Origin of the sequence: Geobacter sp. AOG2, assembly GCF_019972295.1 — a bacterium.
In the GTDB taxonomy this organism is placed as follows: domain Bacteria; phylum Desulfobacterota; class Desulfuromonadia; order Geobacterales; family Pseudopelobacteraceae; genus Oryzomonas.
Map to the genome: position 1 here is coordinate 1,337,862 of NZ_BLJA01000001.1, position 23,450 is coordinate 1,361,311.

Annotated in this window: 14 protein-coding genes; all 14 read right to left on the minus strand. The window is 58.3% G+C overall.

The genetic code is table 11. The features are described 5' to 3' along the window. Window positions 1–420: 420 nt before the first annotated feature. A complete protein-coding gene (locus LDN12_RS06145; protein ID WP_223921797.1) occupies window positions 421–9,582 on the minus strand; it encodes a GH36-type glycosyl hydrolase domain-containing protein in 9,162 nt (3,053 codons plus the stop codon). Window positions 9,583–9,859: 277 nt separating this feature from the next. Beyond that, window positions 9,860–10,789: a DUF6268 family outer membrane beta-barrel protein gene (locus tag LDN12_RS06150; protein WP_223921798.1), complete on the minus strand. Its 930-nt coding sequence runs from the start codon at window positions 10,787–10,789 to the stop codon at window positions 9,860–9,862. Beyond that, entirely contained in the window at window positions 10,786–11,826 is a 1,041-nt protein-coding gene (locus tag LDN12_RS06155; protein ID WP_223921799.1) for a hypothetical protein, read from the minus strand. Before LDN12_RS06155 ends, LDN12_RS06150 begins: the two co-directional genes overlap by 4 nt. 215 nt (window positions 11,827–12,041) lie before the next feature. Next, a complete protein-coding gene (locus LDN12_RS06160; RefSeq protein WP_223921800.1) occupies window positions 12,042–13,280 on the minus strand; it encodes an MFS transporter in 1,239 nt (412 codons plus the stop codon). A gap of 37 nt (window positions 13,281–13,317) precedes the next feature. Next, window positions 13,318–15,747: a plasma-membrane proton-efflux P-type ATPase gene (locus tag LDN12_RS06165; RefSeq protein WP_374045084.1), complete on the minus strand. Its 2,430-nt coding sequence runs from the start codon at window positions 15,745–15,747 to the stop codon at window positions 13,318–13,320. A 265-nt stretch (window positions 15,748–16,012) separates the two neighbouring features. Then, window positions 16,013–16,483 (minus strand): universal stress protein, encoded by a 471-nt coding sequence (locus tag LDN12_RS06170; protein WP_223921802.1) that lies wholly within the window; start codon window positions 16,481–16,483, stop codon window positions 16,013–16,015. Window positions 16,484–16,511: 28 nt separating this feature from the next. Then, complete coding sequence (locus LDN12_RS06175) at window positions 16,512–16,874, minus strand: STAS/SEC14 domain-containing protein (RefSeq protein ID WP_223921803.1); 363 nt, start codon at window positions 16,872–16,874, stop codon at window positions 16,512–16,514. An 89-nt stretch (window positions 16,875–16,963) separates the two neighbouring features. Further along, window positions 16,964–19,282: a heavy metal translocating P-type ATPase gene (locus LDN12_RS06180; protein ID WP_223921804.1), complete on the minus strand. Its 2,319-nt coding sequence runs from the start codon at window positions 19,280–19,282 to the stop codon at window positions 16,964–16,966. A gap of 16 nt (window positions 19,283–19,298) precedes the next feature. Continuing rightward, complete coding sequence (locus tag LDN12_RS06185; protein WP_223921805.1) at window positions 19,299–20,216, minus strand: mechanosensitive ion channel family protein; 918 nt, start codon at window positions 20,214–20,216, stop codon at window positions 19,299–19,301. Between the two features lie 64 nt (window positions 20,217–20,280). After that, complete coding sequence (locus LDN12_RS06190) at window positions 20,281–20,598, minus strand: lipopolysaccharide assembly LapA domain-containing protein (protein ID WP_223921806.1); 318 nt, start codon at window positions 20,596–20,598, stop codon at window positions 20,281–20,283. Window positions 20,599–20,725: 127 nt separating this feature from the next. Next, the gene (locus LDN12_RS06195) at window positions 20,726–21,130 is read right to left on the minus strand and encodes a hypothetical protein (protein ID WP_223921807.1); all 405 of its coding nucleotides are present in this window, start codon (window positions 21,128–21,130) and stop codon (window positions 20,726–20,728) included. A 19-nt stretch (window positions 21,131–21,149) separates the two neighbouring features. After that, a complete protein-coding gene (locus tag LDN12_RS06200; RefSeq protein WP_223921808.1) occupies window positions 21,150–21,536 on the minus strand; it encodes a DUF302 domain-containing protein in 387 nt (128 codons plus the stop codon). Between the two features lie 67 nt (window positions 21,537–21,603). Next, window positions 21,604–21,972 carry an HPF/RaiA family ribosome-associated protein gene (locus LDN12_RS06205; RefSeq protein ID WP_223921809.1) on the minus strand — a complete coding sequence of 123 codons (369 nt, stop codon included), beginning with the start codon at window positions 21,970–21,972 and terminating at the stop codon, window positions 21,604–21,606. A gap of 323 nt (window positions 21,973–22,295) precedes the next feature. Next, window positions 22,296–23,423 carry a mechanosensitive ion channel family protein gene (locus LDN12_RS06210; RefSeq protein WP_223921810.1) on the minus strand — a complete coding sequence of 376 codons (1,128 nt, stop codon included), beginning with the start codon at window positions 23,421–23,423 and terminating at the stop codon, window positions 22,296–22,298. Between the last annotated feature and the right edge of the window lie 27 nt (window positions 23,424–23,450).

A 23,450-nucleotide genomic window follows, 5' to 3' on the forward strand; every position in this document is an offset into this window, starting at 1 on the left:
CCCATTTTTTTCACACAGAGGAGCCAATAATCGCACGAAAAGCCGTACCTGAACCGTTCCTACGCCACTTGAATTAATACGAATTTGCATGAACTCAATTGAACTTTTGACACGCCGAAGAGATTGATAACTGTTCGATATTACGTTAGTATATGCCTAACAAATTTATAACCAACTAGTTTAATTTAGTTTCGAATCCCGTTTCCCGCTCCAAACAAATCAAGGGGCTAGGTCGAATGACTTAGCCCCTTTACTTTTGTGTGTAACCACTCAGTTGTGGCCCAACTAGGATGATTGTAGACTACTGGCCGGAAAACGCCTTTGCGTCCGCCAAGGCAGTGGAACCGTGGTACAGGCGCCAGTAATCTACTCAACTATTAACCGGACAGAAGAGAGTCAAATCATTGCATCTCGCGTCACCTACCCAGGGATTCCCATCCGAACGACTACCCGATGCTTCACCAAGCCTAGCTCTAAAGGGATCACGCCATCAGCCACGCGCTGGCCGTCCATCTCTACCCAGACGACGCCGCGCTGGCAGCCGTCCGGATTCTCCACTTGGATCGCGTAAATCGTTTCGTGGTGCCGGTACGTGAGGCTGAAGCCGGGCCATGTTGCCGGGATAACTGGATTGACCCTCATTTGATCCCCCTGCACCTGAAAGCCCAGCACCTCCTCTACCCAGGCCCGATACATCCAGGCCGCCGAGCCGGTATACCAGGACCAGCCACCCTGTCCGACCCGGCCGGGCAGCCGGTACACGTCGGCCGCCACCACGTAGGGCTCGACCCCGTAGCGCCAGACAGCTTCCGCATCCCGGGCATGTTCTATCGGGTTGAGCATGCGCAAGAGCTGTACCGCCCGCTCCCCATCCCCCTTGCGGGCCATGGCCATGGCCATCCAGAGGGCTGCGTGGGTATACTGGCCGCCATTCTCCCGCACGCCGGGGGGGTACCCCTTGATGTAGCCGGGCGAAGGCATGGATATATCGAAGGGCGGTTCGAAGAGCAGCACCAGGCCTTCATCCTGTTGGACGAGATGGTCCCAGGCCGACTCCAGGGCCTGATCCGCGCGCGACGAATCGGCGGCGCCGGAAAGCCATGCCCACGATTGAGGCAGAGAATCGATTTGCGCCTCGCTGTTGGCCGAGGAGCCGAGCGGTGAGCCGTCGTCGAAGGTCCCCCGCAGATACCACTCCCCATCCCAGCCAGTCTGTTCGGTCCGCTGGATCAGGGCGTAGCGGTCCTCCCGATAGGCCAAGCCCTGTTCCGGCTGTTCCATGAGGTCCGACAGCTCGGCCATCCCCTGCAACAGATCACACAGGAACCAGGCGAGCCAGACGCTCTCCCCTCTCCCGGCCGCGCCAACCAGGTTCATGCCGTCGTTCCAGTCCCCCGTTCCTATCAAGGGGAGGCCGTGGGGACCGACCGTCAGGCCGTGGGTGACCGCGCGGCGGCAGTGCTCAAAGAGCGTGGCCCGGTCGAAGGTGACCTCAGGGGTAGAGAACAGCTCGTGCTGGTCGTCTGCCAGCAGGGGAGCGTTGAGGAAGGGGACCTCCGTCAGCAGGATCGCCGCATCGCCGGTGGCTTGGACGTAGCGGGCCACCACATAGGGGAGCCAGAGCAGGTCGTCGGAGATCCGCGAACGGATTCCGGCGCCGGTGGGTTCATGCCACCAATGCTGCACGTCCCCCTCCTTGAACTGCCGGCTTGCGGCCAGCAGGATCTGCTCCCGCGCCAGTTCCGGCCGGGCAACGAGGAACGCCAGGACATCTTGCAACTGGTCGCGAAAACCGAAGGCGCCGCCGGACTGGTAAAAGGCGGAACGCCCCCAGATGCGGCAGCTCAGGGACTGATACTGGAGCCAGCGGTTGATCAGCAGGTCGGCAGCAAGCTCGGGGGTCTGCACCTCGATGGTACCGAGCAGGCTATCCCACCAGGCCCTGGTTCGGTCGAAGGCGTCCTCGAAGGCTCGGTCCGCCCGGTAGGCCAGCACCAGGTCCTGGGCATGGGACGCGGAGTCGGTCTGGCCCAGCAGGCAGGTAATATCGCGCTGCTCGCCCGGAGCCAGTTCCAGGGTCGCCCGGAGCGCTCCACACGGGTCCAGCCCGGCACCGGTCCGGCGTGACAGCCGGGTCAGTTCCATGGCCAGCGGATCGGCCAGTGAGCGGTTACGACCAATGAAGGCGCTTCGGTCGCCGCCGTAGGAGTCGACCGGGGGAACCATGGCCATGAAGGCGACCCGCTCGCCGTACTCGGGGTGGTAGCGGTTGTGGGCCAGTAGGGCCTGAATTTCGCCATCCCAGGTCGTCGTTACGTGCATCTGGGAGGTCTCGCGGTTCTCGCCCAAGGTCCACTCCGCGTAATAGGTCACGGAGAGCCGGCGCTTCCGGGGAGAGGCGTTGGTGAGCCGCAGGCGCTGGAGCTTGACCGGCTCCCCGCCGTGCTCATCCACAGGCACGAAGACCGTCAATTCCTGCTCGATTCCGTTGCTGTTATGCTCGAAGACCGTGTAGCCGGCCCCGTGCCGGGCCCGATAGGCGGCTTCTTCGCGGACCGGCGCCGCGGTGGGCGTCCAGAAAATGCCGCTCTCCTCGTCGCGGATATAGAGCGCCTCCGATGCCGGGTCCAGCACCGGGTCGTTGGACCAGCCGGTCAGGCGGTTACGCTGGCTGTTGCCGAACCAGGTGAAACCGGATCCGGTCTCGCTGATCAGGGTGCCGAACGAGGGCCCTGCGATGACGTTCACCCAAGGTGCCGGGGTGTTGGTGTTCGGACCGAGGTAAATCGCGTATTCGCGCCCGTCCGGGGTAAACCCGCCCAGGCTGTTGAAGTAGCTCAACTCCATGAAGGGAAGCGGGGTCGAGGGCTCACGGGGCGCGCGCTTCCGGGCCAGTCGTTGCAGCAGTTCAGGAACCTCCACCGGGACCCCCAACTGTTGCGGAAGTGTGCCCCGCGCCGCCACCAGCACGACGCTGGCTACGGTCTTGAGAAGCGTCAGGTCCGCCTCCTGGATCTGATCCGCGCCCTTCAGGAAGATCCCGCCCGCACGGTCGGTTGCCGGGGAGAGGGTATGGACCTGGATCAGTTGTTCCAGCCGTTCCTGGAGTGGCCGTTCATAGCCGCCCGCCTCTTCGTTGAGGATCACCAGGTCAGTCGCCAAGCCGTGTATCCGCCAGTAGGTATGGGCCTGGAGCATCTGGCGGACCAGGCCCATATCACGCGCCTCGCCGATGGTGACCAGGGTCAGGGGAAGGTCGCCCGAAATACCGTAGGGCCACAACCCCTCCTGTCCCTTGCGGTTTGCTTCCAGGCGTGCGACGGGTGCCCGCAGGAGGCGGTTGGGAAACAGCAGATGGCTTGCCAGTTGCTGGAAACGGCGCGCCTCGTCGGCCTGGATGTGCAACACCTGCAACTGCTGCTGGGTCGAATGCCAGGCGAAATCCATGGTCCGTTCGGCCGCATGGGGGTCGCTGTGTTTATCCATTAGCAACAGCACTTGGTCACGGCTTGACCCGGCAGCAAGCACCTGGCAGAATCGGACGCGCTGGCCCGGCTTCAGGATGATACTCCGCCGCAGGCCGAGCATCGGATCAAGGACGAAACCCTGGCTGTTGCCGAGTTCCTGCATGGCTCCCATGGGGTTGGCGAGGGTCCGGCCGCGGCCGATGAATCGCCCCCGGTCGGTCTCGAACTGCCACGCCGTTTCCTGTTGGCCGTCGTCTCCGGTTTGTTCCAGGGTCAGACAATGGGCCACATACAACGGCGCTTCGTTTTCGCTGCGCGGCCGCCGGTAGGCGAGGAGGACTTGCTGCTCGGGGAGCGCTTCGGTCTGGATGAATAGCTTGTTGAAGGCCGGGTGCTGGCGGTCTGCGTTGTGGGGCGCCAGGGAGAGTTCCACGTAGCTGGTGAGGTTGAGGCGGCGGACGCGCGGGGAACGGTTTACCAGGGTGATACGGCGCACCTCCAGATCATCTTCCGGGGAGACGACGATCTCCGTCTCCGTGTGGATGCCGTCATCGACGCGGCGGAACACGGCCCGGTCCAGGGCGAAATCGACCGAGTACCCTTCAGGCTTCCCGCCCACCGGGTGATAGGTGTTGGACCAGAGATGTCCCGGATCGGCCTCGTGGATATAACAGAAGGTCCCCATGGCATCACGGGTCTGATCCGACCGCCAGCGGGTAAGTTCCTGTGACCCCCACTGGCTGTAACCGCCGCCGCTGTTGGTGACCATTACACTATAGCGACCGTTGCTGAGCAACAGGCTCTTGGGCGTCGTGGTATGGGGCGTCGTAAAAGAGTTTCCCGCTGGCGCGACCAAGTCACGGGTCGTCGGCGCCGGCTCACTCTGCCGGGTCGAGATCAACTGCAAGGGCGGCAGGGTCGGTATGCGTTCCTGCAGCAGGGCCTCAAAGGCCCGCACCCGTGAGTCGCTGTGAAAACGGCGTGAGAACGGGTCGCCCTGGAGGAAGTTGGTCAACGCCAAAAACGCCATGCCCTGGTGATGGGCCATGTACGCCTCCACGATCAGTCCGCGTTTGAGCGACGGCTTCCCGGTCTCGCGCTGCGGCTGGCGGCTGAAATCCATGGCCTCATAATAGCCGTACTCGCCCAGAAGCCCGAGCTTGGCCAGTCGTTTCAGGTTCCGCACGGTCTCGGCCGGCGCCACGTTCAGCGCCAGCAGGGTGGCATAGGGAGCGACGACCATCTGTTCCTCCATTCTGCGCTTCAGGCCGAGGGCCGGTACGCCGAAGGCCTTGTACTGATATGTCTTGTTGCTGTCCAGATCGGCAAAGGCCGACTCGGAGATGCCCCACGGCACCCGATGCGCACGGCCATAGGCGACCTGGACCGCTACCGCATCCCGGGCCGCCTTGTCCAGGAGTGAATTGACGTAGGAACGCTGGAACAGGAGTGGCATCAGGTATTCGAACATGGTCCCGGTCCAGCTGAGCAGCACCCGCTGACGGCCGATTGCCCCGTAGGGACGGCCCAGGGAGAACCAATGTTCCAGCGGGACATCGCCCCGGGCAATGGCGACGAAACTGCCCAGCCGTGCCTCGCTGGCCAGGAGGTCGTAGCTGGAGACGTCCCGTTGATCCGAGGAAACGTTGTAGCCGATGGTGAACAACTTCCGCTTGGGGTCATAGAGAAATCCCAGGTTCATCCCGGCCGACAGCTCCCGGATATCGGCCAGCAAGCGCTCGACCATGCCCAGGGTCTCTCCGGCCAGCCATCGGCTCGTGGCGAATGCCCCCATAACCCGGTCGATCCATGGGTCAAGGGACGAACCAGTTTGGGAAGCGCCCGCGCGGATGGCGCGAAGGATCGTTATCGACGGAATCCGGTCGTGGGCCAGGTCGAAGAGCGTCGGCGCCCTCGACAGGTCCTGGCGGATGGCGAGCAGGGCCGCCGTTCCCAGTGGCGCCAGATCCTCCTCGCCCTTTTCCGCCAGGATCTCGATCCAGGCGAGGTAGCGGTTGCTGTTGCTAATCCCGGCAGAGACCTGCAGTTGAAGCTCGGTGCCCCACGATGCGACCCCGGCGGCAGCGACGACAGAGCTGACATTGACCTGCATCCTCCGTTGCAGGCGGAGCAGATCGACGATGTCGGACGGGGGCGCGTGCCACTCTCGTAAGAGCGCCTCAAGGATCTGACGACAAAAACCGGCGATCCCGGCCTGAGTCACCGCTTGTTTCAGGATCTCCCCGGTGTCGGCCAAACCGGTAAATGCCTTGCCATCCAGGAGCGGGACGTGCAGCAACTCATTAAGCCCTTGTTCCAGTGCCCACAGAGCGCCCAGCAGGTTGCCGCTGTCCACCGTGGAGACGTAGCGGGGTTCGAGCGGTCTCAGGGTCTGGATATCGTACCAGTTGAGGAGATGCCCCTCATGGCGTTCCAGCGTGTGGATGGTCGCCATGGTTGCGGCCAGCTTTTCCACGACCTGGTTGATGGTCAGGTAGCCGCAATCGTGGGCTCCCAGCACGCTGGTCAGCCAGAGGCCGATGTTGGTCGGACTAGTCCGCATGGCCAGGCTGTTCTGATGGGATACCTGGTAGTTATCAGGCGGCAGCCAGGAGGTGTCGGCGCTGACGAATGCCGAGAAATAATGCCAGGTCCGCCGGGCGACCTGCCGGAGGAAACGACGGTCCGTTTCCGGCAGCGGCTGTGCCTGATGTCGCTCAACGGGCCGCAGGTTCAGGAGCCAGCCGAGCAGTGGGGAGAAAAACCACAAAACAAGCCAGGGCGCGGCCTGGGACAGGCTGGCCGGCATTACGCGCCAGATCGCCCACCCCACGGCGGCGCTGAAGAGGCTCCCCAGTGCGAGGCTTGCGACAAAGAGCGGTTGCCGGCGGGAGGCGCTCCAATGGGTCGCCTGGGCCGTCCATTCCAGCAGGTTGCGTCGGGAAACTGCTCGCCGGTACCAGACCCGAGCAATGGCGTCCAGGGTCACCGCTGCCTGGTGCGGCAGCAGCGCGGCGTCGGCGGCCGCCCGCAGCAGGTCGTGCAGCAGCTTGGCGGGGGAGAAGTACTTCAGCCCCCTGAGGGTGGTAGCCATGGTGAAGGGCTGGGCCAGGGGGTGGAAAAGGAGTTGCAGGCCGATTACCAGGCTGGCGATCCCGCCGATCCGGGGGGAGATGACCCAGGAGGTGATCAAAAGCCCCAGGCTGGCGGCGGGTAGCAGGCTGCGGCGGAGGTTGTCGAGGATCTTCCAGCGATTGAGCAGGGAAAGCGGGTTGGTCCCCCGGCCGCCCGGAGCGAGGGGCACGCTCGGAAAGATCCATCCCGCGATCTGCCAGTCGCCGCGAACCCAGCGATGAGCCCGGCTGCTGTAGCTCTGATACCCCTGGGGGAATTCGTCGAAGAGCTCGATGTCGCTGGCCAGTCCCACCCGGACGTGCGACCCTTCGATCAGGTCGTGACTCAGGATCCGCGCCTCGGGGAACCGTCCCGACAGCACACGGCTGAAGGCGCGCACGTCGTAGATTCCCTTGCCGTGGTACGACCCTTCGCCGCTTAAGTCCTGGTAGACGTCGGAGACCGCCTGGGTATAGGGGTCAATGCCGACCGAATCGGCAAAGAGGCGACTGAAGACCGAGGCGCTCGTGCTCGGCAGGGTCGGGCTCACCCGCGGCTGGATAACGGTGTAGGAGCCGGCCATGATATTGCCGGCCCCGTCGAAGCGCGGCTGATTGAGGGGGTGGGCCAGGGTCTCCACCATCCTGCGGGCTGTGGCGTGGGGCAACTGGGTGTCGCTGTCCAGGGTGATGATGAAGCGGACGTCCGCAAGCCGCTCCGGGTCACCCACATAGACCATGGAAGGTGCGTTTTCCGGCCGCGTGCCGTCGATCAGGCGGTTCAACTCCTCCAACTTGCCCCGTTTGCGTTCCCAGCCGATGAATTTCTGCTCCGATTCGCTCCAGGCGCGCTCCCGGTGGAACAGGAAAAACCGCTCGCCGCCGTGACGCCGGTTGAGGTCCTCCATACATTCCCGGGCGGTCCGGAGCAGCAGGCTGTCGTCTTCGCGAACGGGGGTGGCCGAATCGGTGTAATCCGTGAACAGGCTGAAGAGCAAGTTGGCTTCCTTGTTGGCCAGGTAGCGGATCTCCAGTTTTTCCACCTCGGCGCGGACCGTTTCCGCGTTCGACAGCATCATCGGTACGACCACCAGGGTGCGGAAGGCATCGGGGATGCCCCCCTCTTCGAAATCCATCTTGGGAAGTGTCCGTGGTGGCAGAAAGCGCGTGACCAGGTAGTTGACCACCTCGATCGCCAGCTGGCTGACCGGAATCAGCAGAAGCAAAACCAGTCCGAAGCGAAGGGGGAGGGATCGCCCGGCCGGGACGAACGCGGCGATCAGGGCAAACAACAGGACGGTGAAGGCGGTGATGCCCGTGGCATAGACAACGGTGTGGCGGCGATAGATCCATTGCAGGATGCGATAACGCCGCCTTTCGCGGCAGGCCAGCAGCCGGACCAACTCGGCCCTCCCCTCTCCGACGAGCCAGGCACCCACGTGGCTGGCTCGGTCGTCGGGTGTTGATCCGTGCCGTGCCTGGGCCGCCAACTCGATGACCCGCTCCGCCACCCGCACCTCACTCTGGTTGCAAGCCAGGGCGAGTTCTTCAATCACCCGACGGCAGCGGTCGCGGGTTGCAAAATCCATCTTGCTGTAAATCCCGGAGGGATCGCGGCGCAGCACGTGCTCCACCAGGCTGAGCTTCTCGAAAATCTCTCGCCAGTCCAGAAGGGCCAACTGGCGAAGGCTGGTAAAGGCGTTGCCGCAGGATATCTGCTCCCTGGTCTGCCGGTTCTGCTCATGCTGTTGCAGGTCGTGCAGGGGGGTCTTCAGGGTGCGCTCAAGCCAACCTTGGACCGCGGACAACGCTGCCGCCTCGTCGTAGAGCAGGCCGACCAGTTGTGCACCGAAATAGGGACTGGGAGACGGCTCCGTCTTGGCAAGCTCCGCCAGGATCCCAAAGAGTTGGTTGGCATCGCGCCGATTGGCGGCGATCAGCCGGTTTGCCCAGAAATCGGCCAACTGGAGTTCGCGCAGGTCCGCCAGTGCGGTAACGGCCATGCTCTGGATACTCTCGATGAGCGCGATACGCAACATCTGGGGGATCGCCCAGAGTTCACCAATCGTCAGGAGGCGCACCGATTGGTGGGCCTCGATGAACGCCAGGATATTCTCCCGGTCCAGGCGCAGTTCCGTATGGGAGATGAGATCCTTGGCCAAGCCGTAGATGCACGGCGACCCTCGGTGGGGATCGGAGGCCAGGGTAGGCAACTGCCGGTAAAAGCGTTGAGGCAGGTTCAGCAGGACATCACGAACATTTCCCTCCAGAATATACTCGTTATCGAGGATCCAGTCGGCGGCCGGCGTGGCCTTCTGTTCCAGGCGGCTCGCTGCGGCGATGTCCGCGCAGACCTGGCGGACCCAGTGACGGGACCGCTTGAGACGCTTGAGCAGTTCGGCACTATGCCGCGTTCTGGGGGCCACCTGCTGCTCGCCGGCGTGGCGCTGGGCATGTTCCTGAATCTGTGCCGGGGAGAGCTTTACCGCAATCCCCCGCGCCTCTGCCCGCCTCTCGCGCTTGGGATGCATGACGAACAGCGCCGGAGGGATATCGGTGTTCTCTCGCAGCATGGCCACCGGCCCCTGCAAGGATTCGATCGGCGCCTGGATGATCAGGACGGATTCCCCGGACACGAGCCAGCGGACATGATCGCGTATGACCTGGGGAGCAACGCCGCACCGGGAGCGTCCCAGCCAGAGGAGAGCTGCCAGGGCGCCGATTGCGGCGCCTGCCAGGGGAGCTAAGATGCTCCAGGCCGGAGGCGATTGCGTCCAGGGCAGGTGCAGGGCGACAGCTCTGCCGATCACTCCGCACAGGCAGGCGGCCAGGGAGACCCCGATGGCGCGGCGCCGGAGAAAGGGGTCGGTAATATGTACCTCCCCGCCCATCCCCTTTTGTACCAGGGCAATGCGGCTGAAGCCCTGCCGTGCCAGTTTCCGGAGAGCTTTCCGGGCTTCATCGTGCTTTGCATAGTAACCAACGAGAATGCCAACGTTCACTCTATGTCCTTTGCTTGACTGCGTTTTCCGAACGTCCGGCCATGGTGAAGGATTTCACGTGACAGGATGTGCCGGAAAGGAACCGTACAATCCGTTCCAAGAGTGGGTACAGGGAGGTGGAGGGATATGACCGGAAAACAGAGGGGGTGAAATGCTTGTGAGAAATGATTTCGGGTGAAAGGTCAGTGGGCTAACTGTACGCTGTTATCCGGTTTATAGCCAGGTATATTACTGTCAAAGACCCGTTGTCGGTCAGGTGCACTCTCTGGTAAGGCGTTCAGAACCTGGCGTGACAGGCTAGTTGAAAGTATGGCGCCGGATGGCTGTCCAGCTTCACGTGCTTGTCAAAAAAATCCCAGGTGCGGTAGATCATGTATCCTGCTTCGGCTTCGAGAGTCATGGTTGGGAGAACCTTCCACGCGATGCCTGGACCCAGGCGCACGTCGGTGTAATCAACCGTGGCATGGTTGAGTGCCGGAATGCCATGGGTATCCCCGAAATGTTCACCGACCACAAACGTTCCGGCCTTGATGCCCGCACCCAGGTATGCCTGAAGATCGTCGTTAACGTCATATTCCAGTCGGGGCTTCGGCAATTGGAAATTCAATGTCCAGACATCGGTGAATTTCCAGCGGACGCCAAGCGCAGGGAACACGGGGTATTGGCTCCTGAGATCAACACGCAGGCCGAAGAACCATTGCAAATCGGCATCTTTCAAAAAAACAGCCCCCATAAAGAGTGGTGCATCGACATTTCGCCAGCCTATTTGAGCCAAACTGCCGTAAACGCCCGGCTGAACTTCGGTGCGCATGAGCCATTGGTCGGCCAACTGGTAGTCAAAGCCCACGACCGCACTGACATGCTGTAAAATATCAGGCAATGCGCCGGTCTGAGAGGTGTCGAAGGCAAAACGTTCCCAATCGACTCCCAACCGCAATAACAGGTTATTCGTTATTTGCGGCGAGATGACATACTTGATGTCAGTGGCGAGTTCGTCGATGGAGCCGATATTTCGCCCATCCTGATACGTTAGCCCCCTGCCTGCATATCCCAGTTCAAGATCAAGTTCGTGAGCAACGGCCATCGATTCACCGGCCATGGATCTGGTTGGCGCGGATAGCATAACTGCCAGCAAGGTAATCAGTATGAATGCGTTGCTGGAGATACGTTTCATCGTCGCCCGTACATTACAGAATTTCTGTCTCATGGCTTGGTCCTTATATCATCCAGGAAGCAGTGGATCACCTTCTTGATCTCCTGGATCATGATGACGCCGTATGCGATCCGTTCGATACCTTTCGTATATCTCAGCATGGGGGCGGCAAGAAAATCTCCACGCCAGACGAGGGAGCCGGTTTTTTTGCCATCGTGGATCGGCCAGATCTCATAGAGGGTCGCGGCTGCGTAATAGGTGCCGCTGGCATAGTAATCGATGTCCAGAAGTTGGTAATGATCTCCAATGGTCAATCGATACACCGCTTCGAGACTGAGGGTGGCATGGTGGTCGGCTTCGAAAAAACTCCAGTTGTACAAAGGCTGGAGGGAAGAACCCCCTGTGCTATTGCCCAACATTCCGGTTTGTTGCAAAAGCGGGGCAAATTCCTGGATGATTTTTCCCTGTTCCTGCAACATTGAACGGAGTTGTACCGTGGGAGACAAGATATCTCCCGCGGCCTCGTAAGGTAAGATGCCACTAAGTCCCCTGCGCTGGAAAGCGGTGGCACGCTCAAACAGCAACGTGGCCCAACAGGAGCTGATGGAATCGGGGGAGGAATCCTTGCTGACGCAGGCGGCGAGCTCGCGCGCTTCGGAACGGCTCAGGTTTAGCTCCAACTTGCCTGAAGCGGTCGTCAGGGTCTTTTCCAACAGCCACTTGATCGGATGGTCATTGGGATCGAGATGAAGTTTTTTGAATTCCTTCAGTTGGCAAGGAGTGCTCAGTCTGCTCGTCGCATATATCTTCATCGATGTACAGCGGGTCGGATCCCAGGTCTGTTGCCGCTTGAACACCTCCTCCGGAGATAGCGGCACATAAAAACATATCTGGGTCGAAATGCCGTTGGGAAAACTCATCAGGGGGCCGCGCTGGCTGAGTATTTCGCCTCCCATCAAGCGTTTCACATCAATCTCCTGAAAATTGCTGAACTTCTTCAAAGTCTCCAGCGGATCGGAGGCATGCGCCGGAGCCGGTGCGGCCACGGCACAGGATAACCACATAATCAGGAAGGTAGATAACCGTTTCATATCCGTATCCCCTAAGAACCTCGTCAAGATCAGCCCAATGGCGGTCCTTGCCTTTGCATTGGAATTTTACTCCAGAATGCCGGATCGGCAATCGGGCGCCCAAGACATCAATGCCAATTGCTGACGTTGCCGGGATGAAGTCAACGTTTTTGAACATATCTGTATTTTGCCGGAAAACACCTTTGTATCGTGAAAATCTGCCGCGCCCATGACCGTCATCCCTCGGCTTGGGCCATGTCCCGCACCACGAACCTGCCGCAGATGAAACAAAAGAGGCCGGCCAGCGCCATTGCACCAGGGGTGATCAGGAGGGCGCTGCGCAAACCCCACTGGTCGGATAGCCAGCCGAGGGTTGAGGGAGAAACCGCGTCACCCAGGGCATGGATGAAGAAGATGTTGACCGCGAAGGCCATGGCGCGGACCGCCGGGTTGGTGACGTTGACGATGACGGTATTGAGCGGCCCGGTGTTGAGAAAGAGAAAAAACTCGGCAATGAAGATCGCAACAATGCAAGCGGTCAGGCCGGGGGCAAGGATGGCCCAGACGGCGAACGGGGTACCGATGAGGAAGCCCCATCCGGATATGAGCAGATATCCCTTGCCACTCCTCTTTTGCCAGAAGTCGCCGAGCCAGCCGCCGGCCATGGTGCCCAGTATTCCGGTCACCACTGTGGTCGCGCCGAACATCGTGTTTCCCTTTGCCACGTCAAGGGAATGGGCGCGATACAGAAATGACGGCATCCACTGGGCGAGCCCCCCGATGGCGAAGGTCATGGCCGCCATGGCGAGGGTGTTGCACACGAAGGAGCGGTTTCTGAACAAGGCGGCGTAGCCTCGGGAGACGTTTCCATGCTCGGCCTGCGGCGAGGCGTTGCCGCCGCGGGGTGGGGTGCGCAGCAGTGCGATGGGAACGGCCAACAGCAGGCCCGGAATACCGACCAGCAGAAATGCGGCATGCCAGCCGTACTTTTGTCCCAGCACTCCGCCCAGAAGATAGCCCAGCGCACTGCCGACCGGAATGGCGACATAGAACCAGGAAAGGACCCGTCCACGGCGTTCCTTTGGGAAGAAGTCGGCGATGAGCCCGGGCGATACCGTGCCGAAACTCGCCTCACCAACCCCGACAGTGGCGCGGGCGGCCAAGAGGGTCCGGTAGCCGGGGGCAAAACCGGCCAAGGCCGTGGCCATGCTCCAGACAACCAGGCCTCCGGCGGCAAGTCTGGTCCGGCTCCAGTGGTCGCCGAGCCAGCCGAAGAGTGGGGCGAAGAGCAGATAGCTGAGCATGAAGGCGCTTCCGAGAAACCCCAGTGCCGTATCGGAGAGACTGAGATCGATCTTGATCAGGGGGAATACCGCGAACAACACCTGCCGGTCAATGTAGTTGAGCAGGTTCACCGCCAAAAGAAGTCCCAGGGCGTAGCGGCGGTAGGTGAGTGATATGGGGCCGGCGTTCATACGATGTATCCTCCACCTCTTCAACGTAAATCCGCCTTCACGACTCTTTCGTTTCTTCGACAGATATCCTGGCCACGAGTGGCGCGACAGTTGGGTCGAATACCCGATATGCAAGCAATTTTATACGATCATTCACAAGGAACCACACCAGTGCATATCCCCAAACCAACCCAGCCCAGCCCCAGCCCAAGGGGGTCATAAACAGGCCGTATACCGCTATCAGGGTTGCCACAATCTGTGTGCCGAGCACGGCCATCCATAAAATTCGTGCCGGACGGATCGACCAGAACGGGCCGCGTGTGCGTGTCAGGAAAATCGTCAGGTGTCCTGCCACGGAAAGTTTCAAATACATCAGTGTCTGGATGTGCGCTCGGTCGAGATGAAAGACGCGCTCACCGAGATAAAACAGGCCGAATGCGGAGACGACGCCAATGACGCCCAGTACCGTGGAAACCCCTAGCACCATGTGCATATTCCATGCTTCGGGCTGCTTCTTGTAGTGAACGTTGTCATAGGCAATGGACAGGATCGCCCCATCGTTGAGCAACGCCAGCATTACGATCATCACGGCGGTCACCGGATAGAAGTTGAATACCAGGATCGAAAAGGTCATGAACAGAAGCACGCGTAGAGTCTCGGTGATGCGGTATATGGCATAGCTGTTCATCCGCTGGAAGATACGGCGACTCTCCTTGATCGCATCGATAATAACAGACAGGCCGGGTGTCATCAGTACGATGGATGCCGCCGCACGCGCCGCGTCCGTTGCATCCGAAACGGCGATGCCGCAGTCAGCCTTCTTCAACGCCGGCGCGTCATTCACTCCGTCGCCCGTCATGCCCACGATGTGGCCGAGTTTCTGCAGAACATCCACAATATGGAACTTGTGCTCAGGGAATACCTGGGCAAAGCCGTCGGCTTTCTCTATGGACGCGGCCACCTCTGTGGTTTCATCATGCTTTGAGTCGCCCAGGCTTCCGGCATCGAGAATGTTCGAGCCCATGTCCAACTTCTTGGCGGTTTCCTTGGCGATGGCCAGTGCGTCGCCCGTAACCATCTTAACGGTCACCCCCATCGCACGTGCGGTCGCAATGGTAGTCTTGGCATCTTCCCGTGGCGGATCGAACAGTGGCAACACTCCAAGAAACTGCCAGGGACCATCTCCATCGGCCCGCGCCACTCCCAACGCACGAAAACCGCGCGCTGCGAATTCGTTGACCGCCTTCTCGACGACGGTCTTTACCTGCCCTGAAGTGGCCGCCAACTCTAGGATCACCTGCGGAGCACCCTTGGTCACCCTGAACTGTCTTCCATCCTTGCCCTGGACGGTGGCCTCGGTACGTTTATGCACCGGGTCGAAAGGTTGGAAATGGACCACGTGATAGTCTTTCAGGTCCTGATCGCTTTTCATGCCGCCCAGCACGGCCAGGTCAATAGTGTCGTTATTTTCCGCTCGTGAGGCCAGCGCGCCGTTGAGAATGATTTGATCGGCGGTGACATCGTTCACGCTGAACGGATCGCCCAGCGTCAGTCTGTTCCGGGTTAGGGTGCCGGTCTTGTCGGCGCAGAGTACATCGACACCCGCCAATTCCTCGATTGCCACCAACCGGCTTATAATCGCCTGCTTGCCGGCGAGCAAGCGCGCTCCGACCGCCATGGTCACCGACAACACCGTTGGCATTGCGACGGGGATCGCGGCCACGGTCAGCACCAGGGCGAACTGCAACGTGGTAAGGATAGGGTCGCCGCGAAAGACCGCAACGGCAATAATCACCGCCACGAGAGCAACCGCCAGGATTATCAGGTAGTTCCCGATTCTCAACACCGCACGTTGAAAGTGGCTGACGATGTTCACTCCCTGAACCAGTTGTGCCGTCTTGCCGAAGTAGGTGTTTGCACCCGTGGCATAGACCAAGGCGTCGATTTCTCCCTGGCGGATAATCGAACCGGAAAACACCGCCTCGCCCGACTTGCGGCTGGCTGGCAACGATTCTCCGGTCAATGCGGACTGGTCCACTTCCACCGGATCGCCGGACAGCAGTCGCGCGTCCGCCGGTACGATGTCTCCCAGGCGCAGACGGATGACATCGCCCGGCACCAGCTCGGCCGCCGACGAGGTGATCCACTTCCCATCGCGTTTCACCCGGGCCTCGACCGCCAGCTTGGCCTTGAGGGCAGCGATGGCGTTGCCCGCCTCGCGCTCTTCCCAGAATCCAACCACAGCGTTGGCCAGAAGGAGAAGAAGGATTATCCCGAAGTCCGGCCAATGCCGGGCCACGGCCGAAAGGATCACGGCCGCTTCGATCATCCACGGGATGGGGCCCCAAAAATAGCTGAGGAATTTCAGAAGGAGATTGGTTTTCTTTTCTACAATCTCGTTCGGCCCGTAATGGGTCAGCCGTTTCTGCGCCTCGGCCTGACTAAGACCGTCTGGCGTCGCCCCCAGTTTTGCCTGTAGTTCCGGCATGGGCAGGGACTTTAGCTCGTCCTTCGCTTCGGGTCTCGATTTCGGCTTCACTCCCGGAGCTTTGGGTTGGTCTGCCTCGAGTCTCATATCGGGCGTTCTCCTGTTTTTGCAAAGCATCGGTGTTCATGAGATGTGGGAGACAAGTTGCTTACCTCCACGGCGTTTTGAATCTTACGGGTTACATTTCCTCTTTTGATAGAGCCTTTACCTTGCTTCCGGTCTGCGGCAGGTGGTCAAAAGTGTTGGCGCGAGCACTGAAAACAGGCTACCAGTTCACCGGGCCGGGCTCACTCTTTACCAGCAGGATCGAACAGGGCATCCTGCGGATTATGGCATCTTTCTCCCTGCCAAAGAGCGCATGTTCAAGGCGCCCCTCCTCATGGGCAAGCATGACGATCAGATCTATCGCGCCTTCCTCGACCACCCTCACGATCTCATTCACCGGATCATGATCGCTGATCAGTTCCTTTATGGGGAAGCCATCTTTAATTTCTTGCTTGATGACTTTATCCAACTCCTCTTTCGCTTCCCTTTGAATGTTCGGGTAATTCTTGTAATCCTCCTCGGGGAACAACCCCGGTGCATTTACCGCCTTCATGGCCGTAGGATTGGAGACAAGATGCAGGACTTGGAGCTCCGCATCGTATTTACGGGCGAGGGAGACGCCGCTGTGGATGGCTTTCCGGCAGTACTGGGTCATCCTGCTGATAACGAGAATGCGTCTGATGTTTTCCATGATGTACCTCCGTTCATAAATTCCGTACTCATTCACTCATCCATTTCAGGGCCTCTGTAAGCTCGTTGTTGCTATAAACCTTGACATGGCCGGCCAAGACAAATCCGAATACCTTCATTGACGTACGGATCCACTCCACATCGGTAACGACAGCAACCTTCTCCCAGGAGGTGAGATGTTGCAAACCCACCTTGGCGTCATTCCAAAGGGCTTCCGCATCAAACCCCGTGAACTCGTCTCCGAAGTGATAAAGAAAGCGGATGCTCTTTCTATCCGCAAGCATCTTTTCCACGGCAGGTATAAGCACAGATTCATAGTCAGTTCCGGTTACCTCTCCCCTGGCTGTGAAGCCGAGTACATTCTCCGGTAATCCCTGTATGCGTTCTAACATTTAGCGCCTCACTTTCAATTACTACGTTTATTCAACTTTCCTCTTTCACGCCTGATATAAAAGTAGTTACCTGCATAGTTACTTGCAGCTTATAATTTCACCCGCTTGAGTCTGAGCGAATTTGTGATCACGGAAACTGAGCTGAAGCTCATTGCTGCTGCAGCGATCATCGGTGACAACAGTATGCCGAAGAAAGGAAACAGCACACCCGCGGCAATCGGCACCCCGGCCGCGTTATAAAAGAATGCGAAGAAGAGGTTTTGCCTGATGTTACGCATGGTGGCGCGGCTTAATCGCCTGGCCCTGGCAATGCCACGCAAATCGCCCTTGACCAGCGTAACACCGGCGCTCTCTATCGCTACATCGGTGCCGGTGCCCATGGCAATGCCGACGTGGGCTTGTGCCAGTGCTGGGGCATCGTTGATGCCGTCACCCGCCATGGCAACGATGTGACCTTCTGCCTGAAGCTTTTTGATCAGTTCGGCTTTCTGCTCAGGCAATACCCCGGCATGCACCTGGTCGATTTCCAGCTTGCCGGCAACGGCATTGGCGGTGATCTGATTGTCACCGGTTATCATCACTATTTTGATACCTCCGGCATGCAAATCACGAATGGCATCGGCGGTTGACTCCTTGATCGGGTCTGCTACGCCGATCAAACCCGCTGCCGTGCCATCAATGGCGATCAGCATGACCGTCTGCCCTTCGGCGCGTTGCTTGTCCGCCTGTTGCGACAGGTTTCCCGCGTCGATACCAAGACTTTCCAGCAGAGCAGCGTTGCCGGCCGCGACCGTATGCCCATCAACTTCTCCGGTAACGCCTTTCCCGGTGATAGACTGGAAGTTTTCGGCCTTGGCCAGCTCAATCCCCTTTTCTTCAGCTCCACGCACGATGGCTTCCGCCAAGGGGTGTTCGCTGGACCGTTCGAGGCTGCCGGCCAGACATACCAGTTCATCCTCGGTAAAACCCGCTTCCGCCTGCACAGCGGTCAGCTTCGGCTTGCCCTCGGTCAGCGTACCGGTCTTGTCTACCACCAGGGTATCGACCTTTTCCATGATCTCCAGCGCTTCGGCATTCTTGATCAGGACACCGGCCATGGCACCGCGACCCGTTCCCACCATGATGGCAATTGGCGTCGCTAGTCCCAGTGCACAGGGGCAGGCAATGATCAATACCGCAACGGCATTGATAACGGCATGTGCCAGGTACGGTTCCGGGCCCCACACCCACCAGGCGATAAAGGTCAGCACGGCACAGACGACCACGGTGGGGACAAAATAACCGGCCACGACATCGGTCAGTTTTTGAATCGGAGCTCGTGTGCGTTGTGCATTGGCCACCATGGTAACGATTTGTGCCAGCAGGGTATCGGAGCCGACCTTTTCTGCCCGCATCAACAGACTGCCGGTTCCATTGACCGTTGCGCCGATGAGTTTCTCGCCGGTTGTCTTTGCCACCGGGATGGATTCACCGGTGACCATGGATTCATCGATGTTACTTTCACCTTCAATGACTGTACCATCCACCGGCACCTTATCGCCGGGACGCACCCGCAGGGTATCACCGGGTTGTACCTGGTCCAGCGGGATGTCTTCTTCCGTACCATTCTCCCGCACAATGCGGGCCGTGTTCGGTGCCAGGCCGAGCAGCATCTGGATGGCCGCATTGGTACGTGAACGGGCTCGCAATTCAAGCACCTGCCCGAGCAGAACCAGCGTGGTAATCATTGCCGCGGCCTCGAAATAGACCCCCACCAGTCCGCCCTGCATCTGCATGACGGGCGGGAAGAGTCCCGGAAAGAAAAGGGCCACCATGCTGTAGCTCCAGGCGACCGAGACACCGAGCGCTATCAGGGTGAACATGTTGAGGTTCCAGGTCCGGATGGATAGCCAGCCGCGAACAAAAAACGGCCAGCCACCCCATACCACGACCGGTGATGCCAACGCACATTCAATCCATTGAACCGTTTGCATGGATAGCCAAGCCGGCAGCCAGGCCGGCATCATGTCGGCAATCATGGTCAGGAAAAACACCGGCAAGGCTAGCGCGGTGCAGACCCAGAAGCGACGGTTCATGTCGACCAGTTCTTCATTTTTTTCTTCACCGCTCGATGTAACCGGTTCCAATGCCATGCCACACTTGGGGCAACTACCGGGATGATCCTGAATCACTTCCGGATGCATGGGGCAGGTGTAGGCGCCTGCTTCATCACTTTCTACAAGGGGTGGGGCGGATCTTTTATTGAGGTACTGTTCTGGGCATTCCTTGAATTTGTGCAGGCAATGCCCACTGCAGAAAAAAAACTGGATACCGGCATATTCGTAAGAGTGTTCGGAATCGGTTGATACCAGCATGTCACAGACAGGATCTTTCCGCCGATTATTTTCTGTATTCGTATTTGTTCCCATGTGCACACCTGCGCATCTATTTATCCGCAGTCATCCTCACATTAAATACGGGAGCATCCACCAGTTGGAATGTGGAGGAAGCGAGGGACACCCTACCTTCGGTGGCATCGAACTCCTCCATAATCCGGGTGAACAACACATCTTTGGTAGAGCGGCGCTGTTTGAAATCGGTCACATAGCGGACGGTAAACTCCATCCAATTGTCATTGGCGATCAACGTGACCGTAGGCTCGATCCTGGCATTTTCGATCCGGTACTTGTTTACCATCTCATGCCAGGTCTTCCGTGTCTCGGGCACGAATCCACCAAGTGCATCATCGGCAACCTTTTGAAGAATTTTGCGAGCAAGTTTGCCGTCACTTCCATACTTGACCGGAACGGTTATTTCATCCCAAAGAAAGGGGAAATCCCCGGAGTAATTAAACACAGGCTCCTTAAAGACAAAGCTATTGGCAACCCTCACAATGCGCCCATTATACAGGTCAGCATTGACCCACTGCCCTGTTTCCATAAGTGTGGTGCGCAGTACTCCGATATCAATCACATCGCCAGTGATGCCCCCCAGTTGGACCCTGTCGCCAACTGAATAGAAATTGCCGAACGAAAGTGCGACCCACCCGGCAATACTGGCAATAACCTCCTGCAGAGCAAAGGCGATGCCGGCACCAGCTACGCCAAACGCCACGGTCAGACTGCCCAGCTTATTGCTGAATACAATAGTGAGGAGGATAATTGCAGCAAGTGAACCGGTGAAATTGGCTAATTTTCTAAATCGATACCGGGTATCATTACTTGCGATGCGACTCAACAGCCCTTTTTGCACGGCAAGGGTAAGAATACGGATGATAATAAAACCTATGATAACTGTCAGTATCTTCCCGACAGTTGGATCTAAAACCCAGTTTATTACCTCGGTCCATAGCTTGTTGTCCATGACTTCACCTCAAACCCGACTGGCTTGAATATCTATCGGGCGGGGTCAGCAAAATCGGATGCACTCAACTCTGCTGCCGATAATTTGTCTCCTTTTCAGACAGGTCATCAACCCGTTTATTTTCACACGCCTCCAGTTTTGACGAATATTCGATTACTCGGGATTTAAGTTTTGAAATTTCCATCGACTTGCGCACCGAGCCGGGCAACATGGCAAGGAACGTCGCGAGCACACCGGCCCCAAACGACATGAGAAGTATGATCACCAGGGAGCCATTGAAATACCAGCCCAGAAATGTCACTTGTGCGGTTTGAGCGTTTTGTATGGCAAAAAACGCCATCACTACCGAAAGAGCTATTGCCGCTACCAGCGCAAATTTCATGATCATCCTCCTTGGTGCGCCTCCGCAGTGGGGGTACTAGTTGTCAGCCGGATTGACGGCCCGGCATCCAAGCCCTTGCCTAGTTCATCATGGCGACTCTCTTCTCTGTTCATTTTGAACCGATCGGCTATCCACCAAAATGTTGTCGGACCTTTGCAGCAATCTGAGGGTCCGTCATATTGTCAGCCGTTTCAACACTCGATACGCGGTCACCGAGCTTGTTTTCTTCGATACGCACTCTCAACTCATCCTTTGCCACACCGGGGCCCATAATCAGAATGGATTCTGCGTCACGGATGCTGTCAATAACCTCATCATAAAATGCGTTGAGTTGAGCGGTAAAGACTCTCTGCCGGCTGTCATCGGATGGTACCTTCTGTGCCTCAAAATTACCCTGAAGAGGTGTGTTGCCGGTACGCCTCAGTTGTTTTTCGGCATGTGAAGGTATCTGTTTGATCTCTTCACCCGTGGCCGTAACAAACACCACAATTGCCTGCCGATGATCGATCCATAAGCCCGCTTTGGTTTTCATATCCGTCTCCTCTGTGAGTTTACAATTGCTCGATTACTTTTTTGAGTTTCAACCGTATCTCTTCGGCAATTACCTGAAGCTTGGTGTTTTGTATTGCCAGCATTGAGGAAAGAGGATCAACGGCAGACACCTCAACTTTCCCGTCATCCAGTTCCTGGACGATGACATTGCAAGGGAGCATGGTGCCAATCCGGGGTTCCGCCAGTAATGCCTTGTAGGCAAAGGGCGGGTTACAGGCGCCAAGAATTCTGTAGTTTCGGAAATCGACATTCAGGTTCTTTTTCAGGGTGGCAGTGACGTCAATTTCAGTAAGAATCCCGAAACCTTCTTTCTTCAATTCTTCCGTGGCACTCGCAATGGCTTCATTAAAACCCTTGTCTATCGTTTTGCTGAAACAGAACGGCATGGTGAACCTCCAGTTTGAGATTCCGGACTAAATACTAAATCGCTTTTTTTGATGCGCGGATTCGTCATCACTCCTCCGACTCCTCCAGTTCGGCCAGAGTCGGCTCAGTTCTGAGACTTCGCTGATTGTTTATCCTTCCAGTGGTGTTTTCGATCAATCTGGATAACTTGTCTGCTGCGCCCTTGACGGCCCGATCCAGGGTTAAGGCCTGATGAGTGGCCGCAATGGGCTGACGGCCTTCCGGCCTGGCTTCCATAACGCACCGCTGCCCGTCTTTGCCCCTTTCTTTGTCGCTGTTCTCATTGCTCAGATGGACCTCGACCCGAGTGATGTGGTCGCTGAACCGGCTCAGGGCCTGTTCGGTTTCTTGTCTGATATAGTTAGCCAGAGCTTCGTTGCTTTCAATGTTGCGGTCGGTATTGATTTGGATCTGCATGGTGCTCTCCCCTTTGGTTTCTTGTAGGAAATCGTACTCGACTGATGCAATATAGTTTCATCAAAACTTGTCGTGATCTCCCGTTTTTCTCCTCATAAATATCTCCTTGATGATGTTCTCTGCAGAAGATACGAGCAATTAGCGCGCCATGGCATACCGATAAACCCTGGTTTACAACTATTTGATTGTGGGCTGGAAAGTAAAAAATGGAAGAGCCGGCGAGAGTATGTCGGCTACGAAAACCGTCATATTTAACATAACTGCCAAATAATACGGGCCATATTGAGGTGACCAATCGTACTACTACATATCTTTCCTTGGGTTCATTCAGAATGGGAACATCCATCCAATAAACTTCTTTCAGGCGTTCGAGGGACTCCGTTCGGAAGCCCTTCCACCTCGGCCCGTACCCGTGGCAGGCAGTCCGGATACTCGCGCTGCAGAAATTCGACCAGCTTTTCCCGCACATGGCAGCGCAGGTCCCAGGCCTCCCCTGAATTTTTTGCACTGACCAGCGCCCGCAGCACCACCGTCCTGTCGGTTGCGTCAAGGACAACCAGGCCGGATGCCTTCCCATCCCAAAGGTCAGTGCCCGCAAGAATGCTCTCCAGTTCGGAGCGAACCACTGCCACCGGCACCCGATAGTCGCAGTGCAGGGTCACCGTATCGAGCAGGTCGGCAGAGACCCGGGTCCAGTTCTGGAAGGGTTTCTCCAGGAAGTAGGTAATCGGCAGCACCAGACGTCGTAAATCCCAGATGCAGACCACCACGTAGGTCAGTGTAATTTCCTCGATATGGCCCCATTCGCCTTCTACGATTACCACGTCGTCGAGTCGAATCGGTTGGGTGATGGCGATCTGGATGCCGGCGATGAAGGTGGCAAGGCTGCGCTGGGCGGCGAAACCGATGATGACCCCGGCAATCCCTGCCGAGGCCAGCAGACTCATACCCACCTGCCGCACCCTGTCGAAGGTCATCAGCATGGCCGCCCCGGCAATAATGAGAATCAGTACCATGACGATCTTGACCAGTATGTTGACCTGGGTGGAAACCTCTCGCGCCTTGAGGTTGTCACTGGCGGTGACGTCGTAGCGCAGCAGGACTATCTCCTGCAAGCCCAGGATTGTGGCGGCCAGCAGCCAGGCAATGGCGAGGATCAGGGCAAGGCTGCACAGATGCTGCAACAACGATGCTAACCCATCGGAAAACTGAAGCGTGGGCAATGTCAGGAGTATAGCCAGGAGCGGCAACAGTAGTTTGGCAGGATGCCGCCAGCGACGCACCAACGCCTGGTGTAATGCGGTGTCCGGACGGGCGGCGAAGCGTAACAGCACCTTGAACAGGATCACGTACCCGAGCAAGCCGAACAGGACCACAGCGGCCAAAGCCACTGCAGAGGCAGCAGTAGCCGACCATTCGCCGAGCCCACCGAGATGTAGAATTTGCTCCATCCGTTACCCCATCATGATCGGCATCAA